The sequence below is a fragment of the Sinorhizobium sp. CCBAU 05631 genome (assembly GCF_002288505.1).
GTDB lineage: Bacteria > Pseudomonadota > Alphaproteobacteria > Rhizobiales > Rhizobiaceae > Sinorhizobium > Sinorhizobium fredii_C.
Window position 1 is genome coordinate 16,159 of sequence record NZ_CP023066.1, and the last position, 25,581, is coordinate 41,739.

The following is a 25,581-nucleotide window of genomic DNA, read 5'->3' on the forward strand; positions in this document are numbered from 1 at the left end:
CAATGGTGGAAGGCGCCGCGGCATTGAAATGGGGTGTGGAGCGCCGGCTCGAGTTCATCGAGTTCCGGCTGTTTTGGGAGGGCGGAGTCAACCGCTCCGACATCATCGCGATGTTCGACGTATCCGTGCCGCAGGCGTCAAAGGACCTGACGCTCTATCAGGAGCGCGCGCCCCACAACGCCATCTATGACAAGAGCGCGAAACGCTATGTCGCGAGCGCGCAGTTCTCACCGATTTTCCTGAAACCCGATCCTGACGGCTATTTATCGCGCCTGCGCTCGCTGGCGGAGGGGCTCGCCGAGCCCAGCGAGTCCTGGATCGCGCATCCGCCCCAGACGGACATCGCCTTGACGCCGCGCCGCGCGGTCGATTCAGGGGTCTTGCAGGCGATCCTCAGCGCAGTTCGCGAACACCGCTCGATCGAGGTCCACTATCAATCGATGAGCGGTAGGCGGGCCGACCCGATGTGGCGCCGGATGACGCCGCACGCTTTCGGCTATGACGGCCTTCGCTGGCATGCACGCGCCTATTGTCACATTGACAATAAATTCAAGGATTTCCTGCTGCCTCGGATCCTCGGCGTGCGCGACATGGATGATCCTGGGCCCGGCGGCGATCAGGATACCTTATGGCAGGAGACGTTTAACATCGAGATCGGTCCTCATCCACGCCTGACACCGAGCCAGCGTGCAGTGGTTGCGAAGGACTATGGAATGACGAAAGAGCGGGCGGTCCTCACGGTCCGTTACGCGATGCTCTTTTATGTCCTCAAGCGCCTTGGCCTTCTTGGCGATGCCAGTCAGCAGGACCCTCGCACCCAACATATTGTCGCGGTCAATGCTGCAGAAACCGCACACGCCCTTAAGAGCGCTGACTTCGAACTTGATGAGGCGAAGCAGGCTCCGAAGGTCGAGGGGAGCGTTTAATGGAGAGCTCGGAACAGCGCCCCTATCTCATGTCCTTCGGAACGGGCGGGCTTTTCATCAACGAGAGCGTGGCCGTTGCGCGTCTGCATGTCGCCGGCGGCGATTGGGAGTCGACGTTGGTCGCCGCGCAAGAAAGCGGAGCATTCCCGGTCCGCAAGGCAAGTTCGGCGCGACGTTCGATTCGGGAGATCGTGAACCGCTTGAAGCGCCTGTCTTCGGACGAACTAGCGCTGTTCATAGAAGGGGACCGGAGCGAGCAGGCCGCGCTTTTGTGGCTCGCAGCCTGCCGCGCCTACAGGTTCATCGGTGAATTCGCGGTAGAGGTTCTCACCGACCGATTCTTGTCGTTGCGGACCGACCTGACCTATGACGACTTCGATACGTTTTTCTCCGCGAAGGAGGAATGGTCTCCCAAGCTCGCGGCGTTGTCTGCCTCGACTCGTGCCAAACTTCGCGCCGTTCTTTTCCGCCTGATGCGCGAGGCAGAAATCCTTTCACAGGACAACCGGATCCTCGGAGCGATGTTGTCGGCGCGCGTCTTGGCCGTGATTCAGGCCGGCAACCCCGATGAGCTCCGTTACTTCCCCGGTGCCGAACGACAATCGGGGAGGAAATAGGAATGTCGCGACTGAGTAATACGGCGAGCCCCAAGGATCGCTTCGATCACCTGCTGAAGGTGATCGCGAGCGAGCGCTTTCTCAAAAAGCAGGGCCTCGGCAACGAGGTGCCATTCTTCATCTGCCCTTATCCAGTCGACGAAGCGGTCGCCATGGAGGCGATGCGCGCGAGCCTGGTGAAGCAGCTTGGAAATCGAGGCGTCCGTGTGATGGAGATCAACCTCTATGATTTGAGCATCGCCATGCTGCGCGAGCGTGGTATTTGGGATGATGTTCTCGCCGCAGAACAAGGCATCAGAAAAGACGAGCTGAAAGAGCTTCTTCAAGGGGTTCTTGATCCCGAGACGCATCTCGTTCCTGAAATCGGCGCACGGCTCGCAAGTGAGGAGTTCGACGTCCTTTTTCTGTCGGGTGTCGGCGAGGTCTATCCCTATATTCGGTCCCACAATGTGCTGAATAACCTCCAGAGCACTGCCAAGGAAAAGCCGACGGTAATGTTCTTTCCGGGGAAATACACGCACAGCCTGGCGACAGGAGCGTCACTCGATTTGTTCGGAATGCTGCAAGACGACAAATACTACCGCGCTTTTGACATAACGCATTATGAGGTCTGACGGGCCATGAGCAAACTTCGCGAAATTTTCAAGGAACCTGTAGATCGCGAGATCGAGGGGGTCATCAAGGCGGATGACGAGGCGAGCCTCTGGGTCGAACTCGACGAATATATCATCACCAACGAGATCGAGCGGCAACTCGAAAAGTTCCTCGATGCCTACAACAATTACGGGACAGCCAATGGTGTCTGGATTTCAGGCTTCTTCGGTTCCGGCAAATCGCACCTGCTGAAGATGCTGGCGCTCCTTCTGGAGAACCGGGACGTGGGGGGCCGTCCCGCATACGAGCTTTTCAAGCAGAAGTGCGCTCACAATGAGATCCTCGCGGCCGATCTACGCAAAGCCGTCTCGATCCCCTCGAAGAGCATCCTATTCAACATCGACCAGAAGGCTGATGTGATCTCAAAGGAGCAGATCGACGCCCTGCTTTCTGTGTTCCAGAAAGTCTTCGACGAAATGTGCGGCTACTATGGCAAGCAGCCTCACATTGCCCAATTTGAGCGTGATCTGGATAGCCGCGGCCTGCTCGACGCATTCAGGGCGGCATACCAGTCCATCGCCGGCAAGTCCTGGGACCGGGGACGCGAACAGGCTTTGTTGGAGAACGCGAACGTAGCCAAAGCCTATGCTCAGGCTACGGGTGCTGATCCATCCGAGGGACAGGGCATTCTCACGAGGTATCGTCAGGATTTCCGGTCATCGATCGAGGACTTCGCCGACAAGGTGAAGGCCTATATCGACGCGCAGACGCCGGATTTCCGGCTCAACTTTTTCGTCGACGAGGTCGGTCAGTACATCGCCGACAACGTCAAGCTCATGACGAATCTGCAGACGATCGCGGAAAGCCTGAACACCAAGTGCCGCGGCCGGGCCTGGCTGATCGTGACGGCGCAACAGGACATGGCCTCCGTTATTGGGGACAGGAACCAGTGGCAGGAGAATGACTTCTCCAAAATTCAGGCGCGCTTTGCGAACAGGATGCCGCTTAACAGCGCCGATGTCGCCGAAGTGATTCAGAAGCGCCTGCTCAAGAAGACCGACGGCGGTATAGAGGCGCTGTCCGCGCTCTATCATCGCGAGTCGAACAACCTGAAGACACTGTTCGACTTTTCGGATGGCTCAATCCGCCTCGAGAACTTCCGGGACCGCGATCATTTCATTCACAGCTATCCATTCATTCCGTACCAGTATCCCTTGTTCCAGTTGGCGATCCAGAACCTGTCCCAGCACAATGCTTTCGAGGGCAAGCACAGTTCGGTCGGTGAGCGGTCGATGCTGGGCGTCTTCCAGGAGGTCGCGGTAAGGCTTGCGGACATTCCGATTGGCGGTCTCGCGACCTTCGACCAGATGTTCGAAGGCATCCGCACGGCGCTTAAATCGAATGTCCAGCAGTCAATCTTGATTGCCGAGAAGAATCTCGACGACGAGTTCGCCACGCGGATCTTGAAAGCGCTGTTCCTAGTCAAATATGTCAGGGCGTTCAAGCCGACGGCCAGAAACGTCGCGATCCTGATGCTGGACAGGTTCGACGTGGATCTGACGAAGCACAAGCGGCGTGTCGACGAGGCGCTGAGCCTGCTCGAGCAGAACACCTATATCCAGCGCAACGGCGAGCTGTTCGAGTTTCTGACGGATGAGGAGAAGGACGTCGAGCAGGAAATCAAGGCATTGGAGGTCGATACGGCCGAGATCGCCAAGGAGCTGGAGACGCTGATCTTCGATGGGGTCATCAAAAGCCGGAAGCTCCGGCACGAGTCGTCGTCCCAGGACTATTCCTTTGCGCGGTATCTCGATGACCGGCTGCTTGGGCGCGACTACGAGCTTGCGATCAATGTCATCACTCCATTTCACGAGCAGAGCGGAAACGCCGAAGCTATCGCGATGCGCACGATATCGAGGGACGAGCTCGCCGTCGTCCTCAACACCGATAGCCGCTTCGTGAGCGACCTGATGATGTTCAAGCGCACTGACAAGTACGTCCGCCAGGCTCGCGCGGTGACGCAGCAGCCTACCATCGAACGCATCATTCGTGAGAAGGGCGAGCAGAACAGCAGCCGGCAGCGCGATCTTACGCTCAAGGCCCGCACATTGGTGAGCGAGGCTCGGCTTTTCGTGCGGGGGGAGGAGATTGAAGTTCGGTCGGAGGATCCGCAGGCCCGAACCGAACGTGCGTTTCAGACCCTCGTCGACAAGGTCCATGTCAATCTCGGCATGCTACGCGGCGTAGCCTACTCGGAGAACGAGATCGGCAAGTTCCTTGCGCATGGCAATGACGGCATGTTTGGCGAAGATGCCGCGAATCTCACGGAGGCGGAGCAGGAGATTCTCAACTACGCGCAATCGAACGCCCGCAACGGCATACGGACGACAGTGAAAGCCGTCGTCGAACGGTTTGAGCGCAGGCCTTATGGCTGGTCCTATGCTGCGATCCTCTGCACCACGGCCAGCTTGCTTGGCCGGGGCAAGATCGAGGCGCGTTCGGACGGCAGCCCGTTGGAGGGCGAGGCTCTGCAACGAAGCCTCCAGAACGCCCATGCCTTGGGCAATATCGTGCTCGAACTGCAGGTGGAGTTTACGCCAGCGCAGACGCGTAAGCTCAAGGAGTTCTATCGCGAGTTTTTCGACGCGCAGCCGGCCGGTTCCGAGGGCAAAGCGCTCGGGCTTGAGACGGCGGAGGCCTTTGCTGCTCTCAAGAATGATCTCGCCGTGCTGGAGGCAGAGTCGTCGCGCTATCCCTTCCTAACCGCACTGAGTGGTGTGCGGGAGGCGGTGCGCGAGGTTACAGGCAAGCCATACGCGTGGTATCTGCAGGAGCTTGGCCGTCACGAAGATCGGCTGCTCGATCTGAAGGACGGCATTCTCGACTCGATTCGTCGCTTCATGGGTGGAGCGCAGAAGGCGATCTATGACGAGGCGCGGGCCTATCTGTCCGACCAGAGTGCCAATTTCGGCTATGGTGGCGATGAAAAGGCCAACGCTATCCGTGCCGTTCTGGACGATCCGAACTGCTTCAAGGGCAATACCATCCAACAGATAAAGGGTACTCTTGAGGCCCTGAAAGACGAGGTCGATAACCGGATCGCGACAGAGCGCAAGACGGCGTTTTCCAATGTGGAAGAGCTTCGAGAGAAGCTACGGGCACTGCCGGAATTCGCCTCCCTCACGGATTTCGATCGCCGAGAAATCGAGGCGGCCTTTTCAGGTGTCCTTGAGACAGTCGCAAACAGCAAGCTGATCGCAGTAATCCGTGAGCGGGTGAGCGGATTTAAGTCGTCGGTCTATCCGGCGCTTCTTGGCCGTGTAACGGCACCTCCTCCTGCGTCGCCCGCACAGAAGGGCGATGGTGAGGCCAAACGGCAGGGTTTCCAGAATGACGCAGGCCCGCTACCACCGGCGACGCCCGTCCAACCGGAATATGTGGCTGTCGGCGCGCTGCGCGTCACCTATGCCAAGCCGTATCTCGCCGATGAGCGCGATGTCGATGCCTATCTGGCGGCCCTGCACGAGACTCTGATTGCGGAAATCCACGCGGGCAAAAGGATCACGATCTGATGGATGCGATTCATTCAAGCAGCGCCCCACAGCGCGAATCGATGGACACCGGCGCGCTGAAAAAATTCGCGCAAGAAGCCCGCCGGATCCTGCGCGACCAGGTGTCGGCAAAGCTCGCCCAAGTGCTGGCTGAAAATAGTGCTGCGCGGCGCGAGGCGCCCAAGGCAGTGCAGGAGCTCGAAGGTGAGATCAGGCTGACGTCGCGCGACCACGTCGTTGAGAGGGTTGCTTACACCTGGTTTAACCGCTTCACCGCCCTCCGTTTCATGGATGCCAATGGCTATACGACCGTGCGGGTCGTGACACCGGCCGATGGGCAGACGCGACCGGAGATCCTGTCGGAGGCGATGGGGGGCATCGTTGGCGATGAAGTGCCAGGAGCCACCGCTGGGCAGGTTCGTGCTTTGCTCGACAACCGCACGCCTTCGCGTGATCCGCAGGGAGAGGCCTACCGCTTGCTGTTGGTTGCTATGTGTAATCATTGGCACGCGACGATGCCGTTCATGTTCGAGACGATTGCCGATTACACCGAGTTGCTGATGCCTGAGGACCTGTTGTCGCAGGGTAGTATCCTCGCCAAGCTACGCACGGTGATGACAGAGGACGCCTGCAAGGATGTCGAGGTCATCGGCTGGCTCTACCAGTTCTACATTTCCGAGAAGAAGGATGAGGTCTTCGCCGGGCTGAAGAAGAACGTAAAAATCACGGCCGAGAACATTCCGGCCGCCACGCAATTGTTCACGCCGCACTGGATCGTGCGCTATCTGGTCGAGAATTCCCTCGGTAGGCTCTGGATGCTGAACCGGCCAGGCTCGCGGCTAAAGGAGCGAATGGACTACTACATCGCTCCGGAAGAACCAGAGACCGACTTCCTGCGCATCACGTCACCGGAGGAGATGAAGGTGTGCGACCCGGCCTGCGGATCGGGGCACATGCTGACCTACGCCTTCGACCTTCTGTACGCGATCTACGAGGAGGAGGGATATGACGCGGCCGAGATCCCGGGCCTGATCCTCGCCAACAATCTGTACGGTATCGAGATCGACGAACGTGCCGGGGCGCTGGCCGCGTTTGCCCTGACGATGAAAGCGGCCGGGCGTCGCAAGCGATTCCTCCGGCGGGCGGGCAAAGACGGCGTCCAGCCCAACATCTGCGTGCTGGAGAACGTCAGCTTCAGGGACGACGAGCTGGCTGAATATGTGAAGGAAGCCGGGCGCGATTTGTTCGCCGCGGACGTGCGCGAGACGTTAGGGCAGTTTACAAAAGCAAAGAACTTCGGCTCGCTGATCGTGCCGAAGCTGGGGAACGTGTCCGAACTGCGCCAAGTGATATCTGAGAAGCAGTTTGAGAAGAATCTGTTCCTACGGGATACTCACGCGCGAGTTCAGGTTGTGTTGCGTATGGCCGACTATTTGAGCCGCAAGTACCAGGTTGTGGTGATGAATCCGCCATATATGGGCGGGAAGGGAATGAATGGACATCTGGGCGAATGGCTAAGGGAAATGTATCCCGACAGCAAGTCAGATTTGATGACATGCTTTATGGAGAGGGCGAATCTACTCTCTGTTCCTCTTGGTATTTGGGGGATGATAAATCTTCCATCATGGATGTTCCTAAGTTCATTCGAGACGCTACGGCTGCGATTGATTACTGAGAGCAGGATTGATTCTATGATCCATCTTGGTCGGGGTATTTTTGGCGCGGATTTTGGAAGTGTCGCGTTCGTCATCGTGAACAAGAACTCCGAGCGGAGTCGTATGGGAACGTATCGCCGGCTATTTGAGAAAACATCAATTGTTCGAAGCCCAGATGAAATTGAGCAGATGTTTCTGAATGAAACTGTTGGGCGATTTCGCGTTTCGCAGGACAGCTTCCTCAAGATACCTGGTCAACCAATTGCGTACTGGCTGAGCGATCAGGTTTTTGACGCCTTTGATCGGCTTCCTCCGCTTTCGTCTGTCGCGCCCACGAAGCAAGGCCTCGCAACTGGTGATAACGATCAGTTCCTTCGTCTGTGGTTCGAGCCCGATGCAAAAAGGATTGGGTTCGATTGTCAAAGTTCGGAAGAAACAAAATCTCGTCTGGAGAGGTGGTATCCGTGCAACAAGGGTGGCGAATTTAGAAAATGGTTCGGAAATAATAATATAGTCGTTGATTGGGGCAGTGGCGGAATCAGAATAAAGAATCTTTTTGGAGAAAATGGAAGGCTAAGATCAAGACCGCAGAATGAGAGTTTCTATTTCAAACCGGGACTCACATGGTCCGCCATATCAATATCTAGTCTCTCCATGCGGCTTTCGCCTCCGGGAGCTATGTTCGAGACCAAAGGGGCAATGTGCTTTCCGTCACAGAAGGACACGTATTCAGTTCTTGCGTTCTCTAATACCAAGATCGTAAACCGACTCCTTCTTGCTCTGTCGCCGACGTTAGACTTCCACGAGGGACCCGTCGGCAGGCTGCCATATAAGAATGCGGGTGGTGCCGATGCAATCGGACGCCAATGCACAAACTTAGCTCGCTCCGACTGGGACGCCTACGAGACATCTTGGAATTTCGCGCTTCTGCCGCTTCTAGAGGGCGAATACCGACAAGAAACGCTGGAAGGCACTTACAAGCGCCTGCGTGCCCATTGGCGAGGCATGACGGAGGAGATGCAGCGGCTGGAGGAAGAGAACAACCGTATCTTCATCGAAGCCTATGGGTTGCAGAACGAACTAACTCCGGAAGTGCCGCTGGAGGAGATAACGCTTATCTGCAATCCCGCCAATCGCTATGGCGGTCAGAAGGCGGAAGCGGAGTTGGAGGAGCTGCTGCTTGCCGACACGATGCGCGAGTTCGTCCACTATGCCGTGGGCTGCATGTTCGGCCGCTACAGCCTCGATGCGCCCGGCCTGATCCTTGCTAGCGAAGGCGAGGGGCTGGAGGTCTATCGGGCTAGGGTTCCAAATCCGACCTTCGAACCGGACGCCGACAATGTGATCCCCGTGCTTGATGGCGAGTGGTTCGCCGACGATATCGCTACGCGCTTCCGGCGCTTCCTTCGCGTCACCTTCGGCGAGGAGCATTTCCAGGAGAACCTCGCCTTCGTGGAGGAGGCACTGGGCAAGGACATTCGCAGGTACTTCACGCGCGATTTCTTCAACGATCATGTGAAGCGTTACAAGAAGCGGCCCATCTACTGGCTGTTCTCAAGTCCGAAGGGCACGTTCAATGCACTGATATACATGCACCGCTACCGTCCCGACACGGTGAGCGTGGTGTTGAACGACTATCTGCGCGAGTTCCGATCCAAGCTCGAAGCCTATCGCAGGGCGCAGGAGGTGCTTAGCATCAGCGGGGACGCTTCGCCTGCGCAGAAGACCAAAGCTTTGAAGGAGATCGAGGCGACAGCCAGACAGATCGAGGAGATCGACGCCTGGGAGCGTGACGTCCTGTTCCCGTTGGCAACGCAAAAGATCGAGATCGACCTAGATGGCGGCGTAAAGGTCAACTATCCAATGTTCGGTGCCGCCCTGAAGCCTATCAAGGGCCTCAACGATTCGGACGACTGAGGATGCTGGACCGGATCGCTAAGGGGCTCGAGGCCCAGTTCGACAAGCACCGGATCGTCTTCTGGTACGACCCGGCGCATGAGTTTCGGCAGGCGTACGAAGCCCTGTCGCTCGATGGCGTCGAAAAGATCGAGGTGGCGAACACCGAGTTCGCGGTGAAGCATCGCATTCTCCGGGAGGAGCCGAAGCAGCGCTTTCTACTCTATTGGGACGGGCCGCGGCCGGCCGATATCGACAACTGGCTGCTCGACGTCGAGCTGGCGCACGCGGTGTTCAAGACCGATCAGGTTGCGATCTGGCTGGCGGATCTCGGGTTGCCGATCAGTTTCGAGGATCTCGCGCGGGAGCATCAGGAGTTCTTTCGCTCAGGCCGCCGGCTGGAGAAGCTCAAGTCTGGGGTTCGTGGTGACGACACCAAGGCTAAGCTGCGCCTGAGGATGCTCGGTGTATGCGCCGGGTCTGATGGTGACTTCGACACTGTCGTCGAAGCGCTTTTGGCGGAACTTGCATTGGGCAAGGATGAGGGCCTGCGGCTGATCGGCCGCGTCGGCCTTAGCGAATTCCTCTGGGATCAGATGTCGCGGTTCTTCGGCTATCGTACCGACAAGCCGAGCATCGGCGATTTCGCGATCACTCTGTTCAAGGCCTGCTATCAGAACGCGGTCGGGGGCGATGCGATCCTAACTCCCGAGGCTTTGGTGTTCTTCCGTCGTTGGAAAAACAACCGGAACGCCGAGGAGGCATTCGCAAAGCTGTCGGCTGAATATGCCGAGGCGCTGGGCATAGCGCAGGATCTCGCTAAGCGCGACTTCCGCACTCTGATCGAGGTGGATCATTTCGAAGAAGTGGATCGGGCGATCATCCGCGCGCTGGTCCACGAGGTCGGCAGCCAGACCGTAGCGCAGGCCGATGTCTTGAACTGGATCCGCAAGCGCCGACAAAGCCATTGGTACGGATCCTATCGCGATCTTTACGAGGCGATCGGCTTTGCCGCCGAGTTCCAGCAGGCGATGGCGCAGGTGACACTCGGCATGACCAGTCTCGCGGAAGGCGTCGAGCGCTATGCGAAGAGCTGGTTTCGGATCGATCAGCTTTATCGAAAATTCATTTGGCGCATGCAGTCATCCGGGCAAGCGACGCTGATGCGCGAGCTGTTCGAGCAGGTCGAGAACCACTACGTCAATAGCTACCTGTTGCGTCTGAACGACTCTTGGCAGAGGCTTGTGGACGCGGCCGAATCCTGGTCGGCGCCGCCTGTTCCCGCGCAGCGGAGCTTCTATCAGGAGCATGTGGGCGAGTTTCGCCGGCGTGACCAGAAGATTTGCGTCATCATTTCCGACGCGCTTCGCTACGAGGTCGCCGAGGAGCTGTTAGGCCGTATTCGCAGCCTTGACCGATACGAAGCAGGGATCGAGCCGATGTTCGGGAGCCTGCCGAGCTATACCCAGCTCGGAATGGCGTCGCTACTGCCCAATGTGGATCTGCGGATTGCCGACAATGATAGCGGCACGGTCTTCGTGAACGGACAGAGTTCACAGGGTTTAGAGAACCGCAGGAAGATCCTGGCGACCGGACGGGCCGGCGATAGGACGACGGCTGTGAAGGCCGAGGACCTGATGGGCATGGATAAGGATCAGGCCCGTGCACTCGTCCGCGATCACGACGTCGTCTATATCTACCACAATCTGATCGATGCCATCGGCGACAAGCAAGTGTCTGAGGATCGCGTCTTCGAGGCTGCCGAGGATACGATCGAGGAGATCGTTAGGGTGGTCAAAAAGCTCAACGGCGCCAACGCCAACAATTTGATCGTAACGTCTGACCACGGTTTCATCTACCAGCACCGGCCGATCGAGGAGAGCGACTTCTCTTCGGCGCAGGTAGAGGGTGACAGAGTCCTTCTCCGCGACCGGAGGTTCATCGTTGGGCACGGACTGAAGGACAATCGCGGCCTACGGCGCTTCACGCCGGAGCAGGCGAACCTCGAAGGTTCGTTGGAAATGCTGATACCCAAGTCGATCAACCGGCTTCGCCGCCAGGGGTCGGGGAGTCGGTTCGTGCATGGCGGAGCGACCCTTCAGGAAATCGTCGTTCCGGTCGTCAAGATCAACAAGAAGCGGCAGAGCGACATCTCGGCGGTCGACATTGAGATCATCGGTAGCTCCAACCAGTTGATCACGTCGAGCCAGATTTCGGTTCGCTTCTATCAGGTTGCCGCCGTCACGGAGAAGACCCGGGCCCGCACGCTAAGAGCCGGCATTTATGCACAATCGGGCGAGTTAATCTCCGACAGCCATGAACTCGTCTTCGATTTCCAGTCCGAGAATGCTCGCGAGCGCGAAGTCGCGGTTCGTTTCCTGTTGTTGCGCCAGGCGGATGCATTCAACGGTCAGGAGGTCATTCTGAAGCTGGAGGAACGGCACGGCGACACCTCTCACTTCAGGGAATACCGCACGGCTCGCTACACGCTGCGCCGCAGCTTCTCGAGTGACTTCGATTTCTAAGGGGGAAGCGATGACGGCACTGGACGACAAAATCAACGAACGCTTCCCGGGCCTCGTGGTGCGCAAGGACCTGGTCAAGGCGGTGAAGGGTAACGCCATCGTCCCTTCCTACGTGCTGGAATTCCTGCTCGGGCAATATTGCGCCACCAATGACGAGGCTTCAATTCAGTCGGGCATCGAGACGGTCAAGGAGATTCTGCGCAAGCACTATGTGCATCGCAACGAGGCGGGCCTGATCCGGTCGAACATCCGGGAAAAGGGGCGGTGGAAGGTGATCGACAAGATCAGTGTCGACCTCAATACCGACAAGGACGCCTACGAGGCGACCTTCTCCAATCTCGGTATCAAGAAGGTCATCATCGATTCCGACACGGTGAAGGCTCATCCCAAGCTTCTCGTGAGCGGTGTCTGGTGCATTGCCGATGTCGAGTACGAGCGCAGCGAGGACAAGAATGTCGAGCCCTGGATCTTGAGCAGCATCAAACCGATCCAGCTCTCCAAGTTCGACTACGACGCCTTTCTCGCCGCGCGTGCCGGCTTCACGACCGAGGAATGGATCGACCTGTTGTTCCAGACGGTCGGGTTCGACCCCGAAATGTTCGGACGGCGGAGCAAGCTCCTGCAACTGATGCGCCTCGTGCCCTTCGTTGAGCGAAACTACAATTTGATAGAGCTAGGTCCGAAGGGAACAGGCAAGTCGCACATCTTCTCGGAATTCTCGCCGCACGGCATCCTCATTTCCGGTGGCGAAGTGACGGTTCCGAAGCTGTTCGTAAACAACAGCTCGGGTAAGATTGGACTGGTCGGCTATTGGGATGTCGTGGCCTTCGACGAGTTCGCCGGCCGGCAGAAACGCGTCGACAAGGCGCTTGTCGACATCATGAAAAACTACATGGCCAATAAGAGCTTCTCGCGTGGCGTGGAGACGCTCGGGGCCGAGGCATCGATGGTCTTCGTCGGGAACACCAAGCACAATGTTCCCTACATGCTGAAGCATACTGATCTATTCGAGGAGTTGCCTGAGAAGTACTATGACTCGGCTTTCATCGACCGACTTCACACCTATGTGCCGGGCTGGGAGATTGACGTCATCCGCGGGGAGATGTTCGCGTCGGGATATGGGTTCGTCGTCGACTATCTCGCCGAAATCCTTCGGCACATGCGCAATGACGACTATTCCAACCGTTACCACGGGCTGTTCACGCTCTCGTCTGATATTTCGACCCGTGACCGCGACGGGGTGAATAAGACCTTTTCAGGTATGATGAAGCTGCTCTTTCCAGCGGACAACGCGACTGAGGCCGAAGTTGAAGAGATCCTGCACCTGGCCGTCGAAGGGCGGAAACGGGTAAAGGACCAACTTCTTCGGATCGACAGCACCTATCCGGAAACGGACTTCTCGTTCACGGCGCAAGACGGGCGGAAGGTCGTCGTCAAAACGCTCGAAGAGACGGAGTTCCCACAGTACTACCACAAGCGTGCGATGGGCCACGACGGTCCAACGTCCGAGGTTGCAAGCGATTTCAGCGGTGCACCGACCCTAAATGCCGGGCAGCCGGCGGGTGAAGCCAAAACTGATGTCGCCGGTCCGCGCGAGGGGCACAAGATCTTCAGCGAGAACCAAAAAGGAGTCACCTTCGCCGATCTCTTCTGGCCTTGGCTTGAAGGCGCCACGAATATCGTAGTCACCGATCCCTACATCCGCATGTTTCATCAGGTGCGGAATCTGATGGAGTTCATCGAGATGATCGCGGTGCGCAAAGCAGCCGAGGATGAGGTTGCGGTGCGGCTCTTGACTTGCCCGGATGAAGCATACCCTGAGAAGCAGCAAGCCAATCTTATGGCTGTCGAAACCGCCAGCATGGCTGCCGGGATTAAGTTCTCGTGGGAGTTTGATGGGACAAACACGATCCATGCGCGTCATATCATAAGCGACTCAGGATGGAAGATCAGCCTCGATCGAGGTCTTGATATCTTTCAGAAGTTCGAGATGAACGATGCGTTTAGTCTCGCCAATCGGCTGCAGGCTTATCGGCAGGTCAAAGCATTTGAAGTAACCTACCTGCGCACGGGCGGTGGATCGTTATAGGCGCTGCTGCTGGAGTGGATAGGCAGTCTAAGGCGCTTGCTCCGGTTAAGGGTGCAAGGGCCGCCAGATAGTATAGTTGGTCGACACCACGGCAATGGCGGTTAGCCATGCGGCGCGTCCTCTGACCCGTACAAGCGTAGCCGATCAGGCGATGAACTGCTGGAACTCTCCCCGGGGTCGGCAGGTGGCACCGGACCTGCCTCGCGCGAACTGTGCTGCTGTAGTCTACCCCATTCCTACCGCCCGTGGATCAACCAGCGCCCTTCCTAAGCCGCTCGACCACATAATCCACCGTATTCATAAATTGACGGAACTTTTCCTCGTCCTCGAGCTCCTTTACAGGAATCCGAATATCGCCCGCGAGAGACGTTAGGGAAAAGGGCAGGCCGATCGTCCGAAAACGGTCTACGAGATCTTGCCGACTGTCCTCACTGGCAAACGCCGGGGAGTATGCGAGGTAGCCTAGAGATGACAACACCTTGCCATTCCCGGCAATGAACAGAGGGTAGCGCCGCCGCTCGCCCTCCTCCAATGACCACCCCATCGAGGGCGTTTGTGCCGTGGTGATAAAGCTGGTCAGATGGTGATCGCTCGCCCATCTCGAGATTTTCCGCGCCACTGCCAGTGCGCTTTCGCCATGGCGAGCCCGAAAGGCCTCGAACCACTCTTCCTCTGAAAGAGTGGTCGCCGTCCGACTCTTACTGATCTTTTGTTGATCGTTTTGTGTTTGGCCAAGAATGTTCGTGGCAAGGACCTGGCCTGTGGTGCCCACATGCTGACGAACTTCGACAGCGTAGACCTCGGCGTCTCGTAGCTGTCTTGCCAAAAACTCAACGATCCTCAGAAGTTCTTCCGGCATTTCGTCGACCAGGAAAATCATGCGTATCCGGCCGTTCCGAAGATTGTCTTCCACCTGAGACCAGAAGATCTCCACGTCGACTTGTTCGCCTAGCAGCAGCCGCAATACTTCCGCGGGATCTGCGCTAGCCTTTTTATTCGTAACAGCGAATGCATCGCGAAGATCGCTGAGAGACCAGTAGGATGGGCCGTTCGCCGCATAGTCGAACATTTGCCCAACTACCTCGCGGCGGCTACGAGTATCCCGGCTACGCTTAACCTCGACCAAGGTGGGAATCGCGTCCTGGTCGACGTAAAGATGATCAAGCGACCAACGCCGATCGGAAACAGTGCCATCTGGCACCGGAACCTCTCGTTGGATAAGAGCCCAACGTCTTGGTTCCTGGCCGTTGTATTGCCCCCCGAGAATAGCAGGATGCTCCGCGAGAAGGCGCTGAATATGGTCTTCGTTATCGTAAGCGCGCGGCAGCATCTCGCTGAGCGAGCCGTCCCCTGAAATGTGAAACAGGTATGACTGCATCTGGTAGTCACCTTTCGTCGAAGCGCGTCAATGACCCTACTTGCACACAGAGAGATTGTGCAAGGGAGTGCACGCAATCAACGATCGGAGTGAAGAAATCGACCGGCGCGCCCCGCGGATGCCCTTGGAAATGGACCTCGTACGGCGCCATGGCTGCTTGTTCGAGTGCTGGGCGCCTCCGCGCGCCGCGGCCTACTCTCGAACGGAGTCATGTCGATGCATCGATCACGCCGCGAGTTCTACCGCCGCAGCCGCCACAGGGGGCGGCGAACACGTCTCTCCTGGGGGCACATCCAAAATTTCAGCAGCGTGTGGCGGTCTACCACAATTCACTCAACGCGAGATAAGCGTTTATCATCAATCCCTTAGATCAGTATTCGAGGGAACACCAACCTCATTTGTCGGAAAATGCCCCGAATCATTTTGCTTTATCAAGCAAATCGGTTAGCGTCGCGGTCACCACAACTGCGAGTCGTTTTGAATTCGAGGAGAGTCAACTAGAACCGGAAAAAGTAAACCCCGACGTAGCAAGCTACATCGGGGAGCGAGAAACCCAAAAAAGCGGTTGGCGCCGCTCCAGGGCAAATCAGTAGAATTCCACGGTAAGGTTTCCGCCCCCCCATTGTCAACATGAAACGCAGCTTCTGCGAACGGTGGTGCTTTGTCCGGATTTCAGAAAGGAGTCCGATGCAGACCATTGCCAGTTTCAGGAGGGTTACGCCTGGCATTCTCGCCAGTGCGGCCCTAGCCATGCGCGAAGATCATAAGCCGACGACCAAGGCCAAGGTCGCCAGTGCGCTTAAAAAGTGCGCCGGCCGTCTCGGCATCAAGGGATACCCATATCAGATCCTCGATACGCTGCTTGCCATTTCGCCGGCCGAGGATTGGACGGCCGGGAACCGCCCGGTCGTCGCCATTTCGAATGCACGTCTCGCCTTCGATCTCGGTGTCTGCGAGAAGACAGTCAGCCGGGCGATACGATCACTCGTCGAGGCGGGCATTGTGGCGTACCGCGACAGCCCGACCGGACGGCGATATGTGAACCGGGAAGGGGGCGGCAGCTTCGGGCTCGATTTCTCGCCCGCTCGCCAAAGGCTCGCGAAGCTTGAGGAGCTGGCGAGCGCCCATGTCGATGAATGGCGCGCGATGCGCGAGACAACACGGCGAAGCCAAGGTGTTGCCCGGCAAATCGTCGATGCGCTCGAACAGGCTCGCCGTGATGGGATTGACGTGGGGGCCTCCGAAACTCAGTTCAATGAACTGATCGTCGAATTTCATGAGAAGCGCGCCAATGCCGACTATCTGGCCTCGCTGGTCGACCTGTTGAAGTCGGTGCTTGCGCTGTACGAGCCGCGAATCCCCGAACCCGAGGAGTCAAAAGGCGACAATTCGGCGTTGAAGGAACATGATATGTCCCCCGCACAAGACAATCCTGTCCCCCTAAATACATCTACAACCTCCCCTTCATCAGTAAGAAACGAACGGCATCACGCTAACGCGCGATCGGTTCAAGTTACTTCTGAGATCGGCTCTGCCGATCAATTGGCTTATGAAAACAAGCCTGTGGCGGCCGAGCCGTTGGCGCAAGACCCGCAACGCCGCGATGACGACGCAGCGACTACGCTTGAGCTTTTGCAGCTAGGGTGCCGCCAGCTACAGGCGGAATACGGCATAAGCTTGCGGTCCTGGCGCGAGCTGGACGAGCAGGCCGATTTCATCCGCACGCTCGTTCAAATTCCGCGCGACGCATGGATCGCCGGCGTCCAGGTTGCCGGGCGGATGAATGCGGCCGCCGCGCTGGCGATCGTCGCCGAGAAGGTGCTACGGGCGGCCGCGCAGCAGCCCGCAGCGGCGGAAATCAAGCGGCCGCCTCGATACTTCCTGTCGATGCTATATCGCTCTCCGAAGGGTGAATTGCACCTGGCGCCGACACTTCGAGCCTTGGCGAAATCGGCCATGAACTAGCGTCAGATCGCTCCTTTCATTTTCGGATGGCCGGCGAGTGGGTGAGCCCGCCGAAAAATTGCGCCCGAGGAAGGGTGCAATCACGGGAGCGGCGCACCATTGCCGTCGAGGTCCTGCCGGCGATCTGCTCTGAGCGGGTCGCGTAACGGCGAAGGGCCGCATCGACCGAGTGCGAGCTGCAGCAGTGGCCGCCGGGCTTCATCGCAACGTTTGCCGGTGAACGGCAGGGCGGCGGCGCTTTTGTCTGGCCGGCATGCGTCGAGGCGTGGATATCGACTTCGGCGCGGGCGACGCAGGGACGATGGCCGGCGTCAGAGCGCAGCAACGCCGGATCAAGGCGTCGGTTTCGGCGCCGATATGAAGTTGGACGGGAAGGACATGCGAATGGAAGCTCCTTTGCATGACCGCGTTGTCGATCGAATGGGCCACTAGGACCGTTCGGCCGTCCAGCAACAGCATAGCCGAACGATTTTCCCCGCGCCTGGCGGCACTTCCTCGCGAAACAAAATCGCCCGTCAATGCCGTCCTCCGCTCACGCTGCGGCCCGACGGGTGCAGGCCGACCTCGGGCCGGTCCTTTGTCGTGTCCATCGACAACGCAAGCAAAGGAGATACCGCGATGTCCGACCTCATGAACTTCATCCAGATCGACGACGAAACCAACGCCCTGACCGGCAACCTCGCCACCCTGACCTTCGACATCGACATCACCGGCGAGCCGGTCGAAAGCACGAACCCGAAGGCCCCAGTCTATCGCCTCTTTGGCAAGACGCCGCGCGGCCGCCGGATCGAGATCGGCGGTATCTGGAAGAAGAAGAACCAGAGCGGCGGCGACTACTTCACCCTCTCGGTCAATACCGGCTTCGCCAAGCTGAACGCAAACCTCGGCCGGTATCCGGGCCAGGACGACGACAGCCTGATGGCGGTGATCCCTTGGGATTGAGCGCCGCAACGCCCCCGCTCCGGCGGGGCACCCTCTCACCCGAGATCCGAAGACCGAAGGAGCGACCAATGTCGGAAGCCAATTCCTCCCTGTACCGCGTCGAGATCGTAAAGCCGGACAGTTCCACCGATTGCTTTCCATGCGTCGAAGCCGCCGAGCTTCCCGAGCTGATCATGCCGCTGATTTCCAACACAGCACAGCCAGCCGGAACCGTCGTGCTCGTCTATGACTACCACCTCTGGAAACCCGGCCTCGAGCACAGCCTGGTCCGGGCCATCTCAATTCTCCAATAAGTCCTGCCCTTGTTCGATCCGCGCCGGAGGCGGATCGAACAAGCTCGCCCGTCGGGCGAGGGCGATGCCCCTCGTCCCGACGCCTATGTGTAGCGGCCCGAGAAATCCGCGCTCGGGCTTGAGACTATCCCGATTTTTGGCTCACATTAACCGCGACCATGAATCCGGCTCGGTTCACATTAAATGAGAGCCAGCGCGGATTGCCTGCGACGGCCTCACCTTTGGCGAGACTGGGCGGTTCTTGCAGCCTATCATCCTGCTTTTCCGCTCCGGACTACCCTGCCCAATCGGGAGAGCCGTTCGGCCATAATCTCTGCGGTTAACGGCTCGGAGGGTGCAACTGTTGTCTGAGGCTTCGGGCTAACCGGCTTCCGCCGCTCCTCGCGATTCCGATGGCCATTTCCATTCGAGGAAGTCGGCGAGTCGTTGAACATCAACGCCAACAGAAAAAAGACGAGCCGGGGGTCCATCTTTCGCCGACGGCGGTCCGATGACCATCAATATTGAGCCGCGCTGCTACATCCCTCGGCTTTCGGGTGCCCGCGCGTGCATAGGATTTCACAATAGGCTCGAGTTTCGCGAGGAGTGCGGCAAACGGCACTTTTTTGCTGTCAAAGTGAACCATCTCCGCTTTCGTCATGTCGTATTTGGAAGCTTCGTTTTTGCTTGCAGGCTTCTTCGTCCGGATCAATTGCGCGTGGTTGGTTTTGCTGGTCGATTTAGCCTGAGCCTTAGGCGTGGCGATGGGAGGCGAAGTGGGAGCTTGCGGAATCCGCTCCGGGGACATTGGGTCGACCCACGCGCCGGAGATGAAAACCACCGGCTGCAAAGTGTCGCGGTCCACGAATGAAATCTCGCTGCCGCGAACGCTGACAAAGTCCCCGGCCTCGAAGAGGGGCTTTGCCGATCTGCACGTGAAGTGAAACTGCTCAGCCGTATCCGAGTCCAGAAACTCCCCCTCAACCTTGTTCTCCTCGCCTCGCCGTTCCACGGATTGCACGACAACGAGCGTCCACTCTTCGGGCCTTCTGCGTCCGAAAACCTTGTTGCGGGAGAGTCCTGCGGTGCGCGCGGCGCTGAGCAACTCGATAACCTGACCTCGTGCGCGTCTGGTGGGAGCGGTGATCGCTTCGGTCGAAGGGCGAGGTTTGTGGCGTGGGTGATCAGTGCAAGGATGCTTCGGCCATGGCGGCCCCAGGTCATCAAAGTAAACTCTGCTGCCGGACGCGTTCGCATAGAAAAAGACAGGTGCCCCGCAAACCGGGCATCGCGCATTTGGATTGACGTAGCACCCGGAAACAGAATTCGCGCCGCTTTGCTTCAACAGTACTCTTGCATCTCGAAGCTGAAAGCTCTCGGTGAGCTCGATCCTGTTGATCCTGGATCGACCGTAATTGACGCACCATCCGCATGAACAATCGGGGTAGTGATTATAGCCTGTCATAACGTTGCGATGCGCCCCCTGTCGGGCAAAAAGGTCAGACGTATCCCGTCGAAAAGCCTCTCCGCCCGCCTCTCCTCAGTGCCACGATGGCGAGAATGCTTCATAGCAGGCGTGCCGGCAAGATCAGTCAGGCAAGTCCACCGACAAACCCAGTCAGCTCGTCGAGGCGGACCATCGAGGTCGCACAGCGCCGCGACAGCCGCGCCTGCACAAGGGTTTCCCGCACCAGTGTCGTGAAGAGAAATTCGCGCTCCGGCGACGTGCAGACGATCGCCCGACATCCTTGAACATGAAGCCGTCGGCAGTGTTTATTGCGCCTAACAAGTCGATAGGAGTAGGCCCTTGGATGAGAGATTTCGAAAGTTTGCGGATGCCTTGCATCCGAAATTCGAGCAACTAATTTCCATGGAGCCCGTAGTCACGGGCAAGCTTCCAAAGATCGTCCCGACCAGCGGCGTCTACCTCTTTTCCGAGAACGGTCATCACCTCTATGTCGGAAGAACAGGCAGGATGCGAGGACGCTATGGTGACCACTCCCGGCCGAGCGCTAGCCACAATGATGCACCTTTTGCCTTCAAGCTCGCTCGGGAAGCAACCGGCTTCCTAAAATCCTCGTACAAGGCCGGTCCGGAAAGCCGGAAAGGGCTGTCATCGAACGAAGTGTTCAACGAAGCTTTCGCAGCCGCGAAGGCGCGCATAAGGGCGATGGAATTTCGCTTTGTCGAAGAAGGCGACCCGACCGCGCAATGCTTGCTCGAAATCTATGCGAGCGTAGTGCTAGAGACCCGGTACAACGACTTTGAGAACCACTGAAAAAAGCTCGACTCGCCGGCATGCAGGGGTCGTGGCGTTGGTTTCCCGCCAAACAACGCTCAGGAAAACGATAATCTCAAATAATCCGAGCCAGAAATCGCGATGATCTCGCGCGCGAGCATGGCAAGGGATCGGCAACTTGCCGGAAGCGAGGCTTACTGCCCTGATCAGGAGAGTGCGCTGGCGCGCACACATTCAGGAAGCACCCCGCAAGTGCGGGGTTCATCTCACCCACATTCGGGTCCGCCCAACCGATGCAGCCGAGCAAGCTCAAGGGGCAAGCGCGGCCTAGGCCGCTGTCCATCTGCAAGAAAAAAGGCCTTCACCGGCTAGGCCGGCGAACCTTCCGTTTTTCCCGCCGATCGACCCCTTGAGCTTGCTCGACCGCAACGGCCGGCGGGCTACGCCCACCGCCCTTCGCTACGGTTGAATGACAGGTCATTCAACCAAAACGAAGGCCGATGGCTCGCCCATTGGCGGATTGAGAAAGGAGCAACAGGTGCAGAAGATTGATCCAGCCCGCGCGATGTTCGATGCCGAGATTCACTTGCCCGCGTCGATCGACCGGCAGTTTCTTGCCGTGGTCCTGGTGGGCGCTGTGGAGAAGAAGGTTGATTTCGGCCTTTTCCAGGAAGATGGGAAAATCATCATTGCACACTACGGCGGCGATGAGGATCACCTGCCTTCCCTTTGGTCGGATCGGTGCTGGCATATCGGACGAGAGCCGGAAGACTTGGATGAGCCCGAAGAGCGATGAGATCGCGAAGGAGAGAAGACCAATGGACCACACCATGAGTTTCAATCCCGAATTGGGCTTCTACCCATGGCTCTCGACAGTCGCCTACATGCTCGACTGCGCGATGAAGGAAGTCGAGGGAGAAGCCGAGAACTGGCGACCCTATTTCGACAAAGGCATGAATCCGGCCGCTGCGATCACAGCACGGCAGGCCGACCAGTCCAACTAGCGCCGGAGACCAAGATGGCATTTTTCGTGAAAGACACCGACATTCTGATCAAGGGCACGCTGGAACAGGTGGAAACCTGCTATCCGATCCACCGCGGCGAGAACGGCAAGATCGGCTGGGATTACTCGGGCGGCGAAAGCCGCGTGTTCGACGAGGGCGCCAGAATCAAGACCAACGCCGACGGCGATGATCTTTTCTTAGGCGAGGACGGCAACGAATACCCCGAACCCGTGATCGAGTGGCGCGACTAAGCGTCTGATCGGTGTTTCCAGCCTATCCTGTTCCGGCCCTGAGGGCCGGAACGTCCTCACACCAAAAAATGCGCCGGCTCTGATGCCGGCCTTCCGCTTTTGAGGGGTTTTTCCAGCCCGGAGGGCCGAAGCCTGCTTTCAAGGGAAAGCAGGCGGAGCAGGCGGAGGCCTGAACGCGCCCTCCCCAGCGCCGTAGAGAAGGCCGAAGCCTGTGGGAAAACCCCGCGGCCCTTCAGGGGCCGCCTGATTGTTGCAGAGCTCACCCTTGACGATAGAGCGGACGCCTGCGGGTCTGTCGCCCGCGCGCTCGAAGAAGGGTCGGAGTGCGGCCGCCCCAAGATGACGACCGCGAAGAGTCCCCTCGCTAATTCCGCAATGGGGCAACCAGAAACCAAAATCTCGGAACTTAGCCGCGAGCTCGGGATTACGCGATCGATCTTCTACCGGCATGTCGCCCCTGATGGAGCCCTGCGACCAAGGGGAAGAAAAGTCCTCCCAGGGCGGAGATAATCAGGCCGAACTTGGTAAATTCGGATTGATTCTGCTTCATGTAGCAGCAGCGTTGACTCCCTTCCCGAAATTGGTAACGGTACGGCGCGTTCCTGCATAAAAGCACACATATAAGCGAACCAAATAAAGTCGAACCTGGGAACACAAGACTGGCGGAACAAATGAAGGGAATATCGAAGGTTGTCTCGTTTGACGGCCCGCCTGATCCAGACAAGATTAAGCCCGGCCAGGCCGGAGTGAATCTTGCCTGGCTGACCGAGTTGGCCGAGAACCCACCACCGAAGAATAAGCATTGGCCGGGCATGATCCGGGACATGGTGATGCATCCACGCCCAGACGGCACGGCTCCGACAAACGACGAAATGGCGGCGAAACTCGGAGTTTTCCGCGATACAGTCGCTCGGGCGAAAAAGCGTTGGCAGAAGATCGGCGTCATTTACCGTGTCAACTACAACGGGGCGTACGCCTATAGCCCGAAGATGCTGATCGTAAAGGACGAGAAGGGGAATGTGATAAAGCTTCCCTCGATCGACGTCCGCGTCGCCTCCGAGCTTGAGGCGCATCACTAACGATCAGCGGTAATTCTCGAATAGATCGACCGATGCAGTCCCCCTTCCTGAGCCGTCCGGATTCGGTTCTGCATCGGCATTTTCGCGCGCTTCCTTTGCGGCCGCGTTGAAGGCGGTTTCCAGCGATTCCTCCTCCTCCTGGTCCGCTGCTTCGGCCGGCAAGGCGCCGCGAGGCGGCGGCGCCTTGCCTCCGAGCACCGCCTTCACATACACATCGATATCGGCGTCGCTGGTGAAGGTTCCCGTCGGCTTGAAGGTGTACGTCCATTCGGCAGGTACGTTAGATGGACGTTGGTCCCTCGCATCGTCGGCGAACGGAAATTTGACGTGATACACGTTCTTGCCGACGCCGGTCACGAAGGCCGACACGCCCTTGCCGTCAACTCCGAGCATCGTGTCGAACTCGGAGCGTTCGACCGGGTTGGCGACGTGGGTTTCCTTGATCCACTTCACCGATCCATCGGACATCATATCGCGACGGTATTCGTAGAATGTGGTTTCGCCCAGGTCGCGTTCCATGCGTTCCGCTGTCGGACCGAAATTGATCCGGGTGATGATTTTGGTCCCAACAGAGGCCATCAGGATATCGAGCACTTCCTGTCCGTAATTCTTGGCGATTTGTGATAGGTCCTGGAGGCCGAGGACGGCGCAAACGCCCTTGGAGCGACCAAGCGTCACGAAGCGCTCGAAATCCTGAATTTCGGGCAACTGGCCCCACTCGTCGAGAAAGAACCAGATGCGGCGCAGATCGTTATCCGAGAGCAGATTGCTATCGGTCACCGTCGAAACCGCGACCGCGTAGAGCGCCGATATCCAGCCGTCGGAAAGTTCGGCGTAGCGGCCCGAATGCTGCACGATGACCGTCCTCTGATCGGTCTTGTTGACGAGCCATTCGCGCAGTCGAAAACGCTGTCGGCCTTCATAGGTGGGCCACGCGGTGGCGAGCATTTCGAGCAGCCGCATATTCGTTTCGAGCTGGCCGAGCGTTGACATGACCTGCTTATAATCGGCGGTCAGGAAGATGTCGGCGCCGCGCTGATATTTGAGCATGATCCGCAACAATTGCTCCTGATCCTGGCGCGTTTCATTGAGCAGATCGAGCCATGTCCAATTGTTCGGCTTTTCGGCCATCAGCTTGATCGCGCAGCCGGCGAGGACGGCGCGCGCGCTTTGCGTGAAAAACGGATGGCCGTTATCGGGGATGATGCGTTGTGCGAGCTCGACTGCATCTTGCGAAACGATCAGATCGGCGGCGATATCCCACACGGCCGATCGATCGTCCTGCGGTGCAATGAGAAGGGGCGGGATCTCCTTTCCGTCGCGGACGGAGGGCGGAACGATGCGCGTGTAATCGCCCTTCTCGTCGAAGATGATCGCCTTGTCGCCACGGGCGACCACGGAGCCGATCATCCTTCGAAACGTGACCGTTTTTCCGCCGCCTGGCGCGCCGAGAATGAAGGTGTGGTTGGTCTCCCGCTGTAGCGTGTAATGCCAACCGTTGAACATATGAATGCCGCGTGTCTTGGCATAGCGACTGTTCTTCTGCTCATGGTGCGCCGCTTTCAGCAGCGCGTCCATTCCTTCCACCACCATTCCGGAAATGATGACGCGGCGCTGAATGGCAAACCACCTCAGATAGGCGCAAATCCCAAGCAAGATGACTGCGGCAAAGAGGGGAGCGACAACCCACACCTGGTTGCGTATCGCGGCCGAGGCGAGGGGTGTTCCGATCGCCTCAAGATGCGCGCGGCACACTCCCCATTTCCAGACTGCGAGGCAGTCCCAAGCTTGTGAAAACCCCAGTTGCCGCGCTTCGCCACCAGCCACCGGCCATGCGAACCGGACGAAGCGGATGTACCAAAAGAACGGCGCCATGAGCGCAACACCGGCGGCCGAGAGGATGAGAAGCGTGTAGGGCGGTTCGGGTGTTTTCCGTATCATTTTTCAAACGCCTTCCGGCCCTTCTCAATCATCGCTTCCCGGAGCTTTTCGTTGTCCTTTTGCTCAGCGGCCGTCAGCAGAACGCCCATGAGAAAGGCGCGATTTTCATCACGCAATCCTGCTTTGACGACGAGGCCGCCGAGCAGGATCTTTTCATGAGCGTCCTTCTGTCGATTGGCTGCCATCCGGTCACGATACTCCCGTTGTCGTTTCGCCAGTGTCAGAGCAATTCGACCGCACTCATTGAGCGGGAGCTTTGCGAAATCGGTCGGCGACCTCCTTGAGCGCTTTAAGCAAATCGCGATCGGAAACGTCGAGATCGGAGAGGCCGGCCTTCACGGCCAAATCGCCAAGCCGTTCTGCTTCCTTCGCCTGAGCCGCTTTTAGTTGCTCTTGCAGCTTGGCGATTTCCTCCTGGATTTTCGAAACCTTCGTCGTGCGAGCCACAGATGACCTCCATTTCAAGTTGAACACCGCAGGATTGTTAACTGTGCACGCCAAAGACGACAAGATGGCACGAAGCGAAACCAATGCGAGCAGAGCCCGAACCCCCTGAAAAAGATGAGTTGGCGGAGCCAACGCTTTGCTAAAGTCCCGGATCGGGCCGCGCAGCGCCCGATTTCTAAGGGCGCACTTATGTATCGACAAGTCGATACT

The 25,581-nt window shown here is 58.1% G+C and carries 20 protein-coding genes and 1 pseudogene; 16 read left to right on the forward strand and 5 right to left on the reverse strand.

Annotated elements, in window-relative coordinates; genetic code table 11:
• Window positions 1-2: 2 nt before the first annotated feature.
• The 7 genes from SS05631_RS30310 to brxL are packed head-to-tail and all read left to right on the forward strand — an operon-like array spanning window position 3 to window position 13,853.
• Window positions 3-926 (forward strand): WYL domain-containing protein, encoded by a 924-nt coding sequence (locus tag SS05631_RS30310; RefSeq protein WP_037424893.1) that lies wholly within the window; start codon window positions 3-5, stop codon window positions 924-926.
• 29 nt (window positions 927-955) lie between these two features.
• Window positions 956-1,543: a DUF1819 family protein gene (locus SS05631_RS30315; protein ID WP_086022803.1), complete on the forward strand. Its 588-nt coding sequence runs from the start codon at window positions 956-958 to the stop codon at window positions 1,541-1,543.
• Window positions 1,544-1,545: 2 nt separating this feature from the next.
• Window positions 1,546-2,157 carry a DUF1788 domain-containing protein gene (locus SS05631_RS30320; protein WP_037424888.1) on the forward strand — a complete coding sequence of 204 codons (612 nt, stop codon included), beginning with the start codon at window positions 1,546-1,548 and terminating at the stop codon, window positions 2,155-2,157.
• 6 nt (window positions 2,158-2,163) lie between these two features.
• Window positions 2,164-5,709 carry a BREX system P-loop protein BrxC gene (gene brxC, locus SS05631_RS30325; protein ID WP_037424884.1) on the forward strand — a complete coding sequence of 1,182 codons (3,546 nt, stop codon included), beginning with the start codon at window positions 2,164-2,166 and terminating at the stop codon, window positions 5,707-5,709.
• 41 nt (window positions 5,710-5,750) lie between these two features.
• Entirely contained in the window at window positions 5,751-9,260 is a 3,510-nt protein-coding gene (gene pglX, locus SS05631_RS30330; RefSeq protein ID WP_037424908.1) for a BREX-1 system adenine-specific DNA-methyltransferase PglX, read from the forward strand.
• A gap of 2 nt (window positions 9,261-9,262) precedes the next feature.
• The gene (pglZ, locus tag SS05631_RS30335) at window positions 9,263-11,764 is read left to right on the forward strand and encodes a BREX-1 system phosphatase PglZ type A (RefSeq protein WP_037424881.1); all 2,502 of its coding nucleotides are present in this window, start codon (window positions 9,263-9,265) and stop codon (window positions 11,762-11,764) included.
• A gap of 10 nt (window positions 11,765-11,774) precedes the next feature.
• On the forward strand, window positions 11,775-13,853 hold the full coding sequence (gene brxL / locus SS05631_RS30340; protein ID WP_095678175.1) for a BREX system Lon protease-like protein BrxL: 2,079 nt from the start codon (window positions 11,775-11,777) through the stop codon (window positions 13,851-13,853).
• Window positions 13,854-14,103: 250 nt separating this feature from the next.
• Here the strand turns inward: brxL and SS05631_RS30345 are convergent, their stop codons facing one another.
• Complete coding sequence (locus tag SS05631_RS30345; RefSeq protein ID WP_050988354.1) at window positions 14,104-15,231, reverse strand: hypothetical protein; 1,128 nt, start codon at window positions 15,229-15,231, stop codon at window positions 14,104-14,106.
• A 687-nt stretch (window positions 15,232-15,918) separates the two neighbouring features.
• On the opposite strand from SS05631_RS30345, the gene repC reads away from it, so the two are divergent.
• The 3 genes from repC (at window position 15,919) to SS05631_RS30365 (ending at window position 18,431) form a co-directional block, all read left to right on the forward strand.
• Complete coding sequence (gene repC, locus SS05631_RS30350) at window positions 15,919-17,196, forward strand: plasmid replication protein RepC (RefSeq protein ID WP_162109169.1); 1,278 nt, start codon at window positions 15,919-15,921, stop codon at window positions 17,194-17,196.
• Window positions 17,197-17,814: 618 nt separating this feature from the next.
• Window positions 17,815-18,138 (forward strand): DUF736 family protein, encoded by a 324-nt coding sequence (locus SS05631_RS30360; RefSeq protein WP_037424848.1) that lies wholly within the window; start codon window positions 17,815-17,817, stop codon window positions 18,136-18,138.
• 68 nt (window positions 18,139-18,206) lie between these two features.
• Window positions 18,207-18,431 carry a hypothetical protein gene (locus SS05631_RS30365; RefSeq protein WP_037424846.1) on the forward strand — a complete coding sequence of 75 codons (225 nt, stop codon included), beginning with the start codon at window positions 18,207-18,209 and terminating at the stop codon, window positions 18,429-18,431.
• 433 nt (window positions 18,432-18,864) lie between these two features.
• Here SS05631_RS30365 and SS05631_RS30370 read toward each other — a convergent pair whose 3' ends face one another.
• On the reverse strand, window positions 18,865-19,515 hold the full coding sequence (locus tag SS05631_RS30370; RefSeq protein WP_095678176.1) for a hypothetical protein: 651 nt from the start codon (window positions 19,513-19,515) through the stop codon (window positions 18,865-18,867).
• Between the two features lie 702 nt (window positions 19,516-20,217).
• Between SS05631_RS30370 and SS05631_RS30375 the strand changes: the two genes are divergently transcribed.
• The 6 genes and pseudogenes from SS05631_RS30375 to SS05631_RS30400 all read left to right on the forward strand — a co-directional run bounded on the left by SS05631_RS30375 (window position 20,218) and on the right by SS05631_RS30400 (window position 22,983).
• On the forward strand, window positions 20,218-20,688 hold the full coding sequence (locus SS05631_RS30375; protein WP_095678177.1) for a hypothetical protein: 471 nt from the start codon (window positions 20,218-20,220) through the stop codon (window positions 20,686-20,688).
• Between the two features lie 499 nt (window positions 20,689-21,187).
• A complete protein-coding gene (locus tag SS05631_RS30380; RefSeq protein ID WP_244412317.1) occupies window positions 21,188-21,445 on the forward strand; it encodes a hypothetical protein in 258 nt (85 codons plus the stop codon).
• 22 nt (window positions 21,446-21,467) lie between these two features.
• The gene (locus tag SS05631_RS30385; protein ID WP_037424839.1) at window positions 21,468-21,653 is read left to right on the forward strand and encodes a hypothetical protein; all 186 of its coding nucleotides are present in this window, start codon (window positions 21,468-21,470) and stop codon (window positions 21,651-21,653) included.
• A 14-nt stretch (window positions 21,654-21,667) separates the two neighbouring features.
• Window positions 21,668-21,904 carry a hypothetical protein gene (locus tag SS05631_RS30390; protein WP_037424835.1) on the forward strand — a complete coding sequence of 79 codons (237 nt, stop codon included), beginning with the start codon at window positions 21,668-21,670 and terminating at the stop codon, window positions 21,902-21,904.
• Window positions 21,905-22,219: 315 nt separating this feature from the next.
• Window positions 22,220-22,414: pseudogene (locus tag SS05631_RS32450) on the forward strand (recombinase family protein); the annotation flags it as partial.
• A gap of 161 nt (window positions 22,415-22,575) precedes the next feature.
• Window positions 22,576-22,983 (forward strand): hypothetical protein, encoded by a 408-nt coding sequence (locus SS05631_RS30400; protein ID WP_037424832.1) that lies wholly within the window; start codon window positions 22,576-22,578, stop codon window positions 22,981-22,983.
• A gap of 3 nt (window positions 22,984-22,986) precedes the next feature.
• Here SS05631_RS30400 and SS05631_RS30405 read toward each other — a convergent pair whose 3' ends face one another.
• From SS05631_RS30405 to SS05631_RS32455, 3 genes are read right to left on the reverse strand one after another with little or no spacing between them, the layout of a single operon-like run.
• Entirely contained in the window at window positions 22,987-24,924 is a 1,938-nt protein-coding gene (locus tag SS05631_RS30405; RefSeq protein WP_037424829.1) for a type IV secretion system DNA-binding domain-containing protein, read from the reverse strand.
• A complete protein-coding gene (locus tag SS05631_RS30410; RefSeq protein ID WP_037424827.1) occupies window positions 24,921-25,109 on the reverse strand; it encodes a conjugal transfer protein TraD in 189 nt (62 codons plus the stop codon). Before SS05631_RS30410 ends, SS05631_RS30405 begins: the two co-directional genes overlap by 4 nt.
• 55 nt (window positions 25,110-25,164) lie before the next feature.
• Window positions 25,165-25,572 (reverse strand): TraC family protein, encoded by a 408-nt coding sequence (locus tag SS05631_RS32455; protein WP_244412315.1) that lies wholly within the window; start codon window positions 25,570-25,572, stop codon window positions 25,165-25,167.
• Window positions 25,573-25,581 lie beyond the last annotated feature (9 nt).

Coding starts and splice junctions, on each gene's coding strand:
- SS05631_RS30310 (WP_037424893.1), top strand. CDS start 3: ATGGTGGAAGGCGCCGCGGCATTGAAATGGGGTGTGGAGCGCCGGCTC.
- SS05631_RS30315 (WP_086022803.1), top strand. CDS start 956: ATGTCCTTCGGAACGGGCGGGCTTTTCATCAACGAGAGCGTGGCCGTT.
- SS05631_RS30320 (WP_037424888.1), top strand. CDS start 1,546: ATGTCGCGACTGAGTAATACGGCGAGCCCCAAGGATCGCTTCGATCAC.
- brxC (WP_037424884.1), top strand. CDS start 2,164: ATGAGCAAACTTCGCGAAATTTTCAAGGAACCTGTAGATCGCGAGATC.
- pglX (WP_037424908.1), top strand. CDS start 5,751: ATGGACACCGGCGCGCTGAAAAAATTCGCGCAAGAAGCCCGCCGGATC.
- pglZ (WP_037424881.1), top strand. CDS start 9,263: ATGCTGGACCGGATCGCTAAGGGGCTCGAGGCCCAGTTCGACAAGCAC.
- brxL (WP_095678175.1), top strand. CDS start 11,775: ATGACGGCACTGGACGACAAAATCAACGAACGCTTCCCGGGCCTCGTG.
- SS05631_RS30345 (WP_050988354.1), bottom strand. CDS start 15,231: ATGCAGTCATACCTGTTTCACATTTCAGGGGACGGCTCGCTCAGCGAG.
- repC (WP_162109169.1), top strand. CDS start 15,919: ATGCAGACCATTGCCAGTTTCAGGAGGGTTACGCCTGGCATTCTCGCC.
- SS05631_RS30360 (WP_037424848.1), top strand. CDS start 17,815: ATGTCCGACCTCATGAACTTCATCCAGATCGACGACGAAACCAACGCC.
- SS05631_RS30365 (WP_037424846.1), top strand. CDS start 18,207: ATGTCGGAAGCCAATTCCTCCCTGTACCGCGTCGAGATCGTAAAGCCG.
- SS05631_RS30385 (WP_037424839.1), top strand. CDS start 21,468: ATGGACCACACCATGAGTTTCAATCCCGAATTGGGCTTCTACCCATGG.
- SS05631_RS30390 (WP_037424835.1), top strand. CDS start 21,668: ATGGCATTTTTCGTGAAAGACACCGACATTCTGATCAAGGGCACGCTG.
- SS05631_RS30400 (WP_037424832.1), top strand. CDS start 22,576: ATGAAGGGAATATCGAAGGTTGTCTCGTTTGACGGCCCGCCTGATCCA.
- SS05631_RS30405 (WP_037424829.1), bottom strand. CDS start 24,924: ATGATACGGAAAACACCCGAACCGCCCTACACGCTTCTCATCCTCTCG.
- SS05631_RS30410 (WP_037424827.1), bottom strand. CDS start 25,109: ATGGCAGCCAATCGACAGAAGGACGCTCATGAAAAGATCCTGCTCGGC.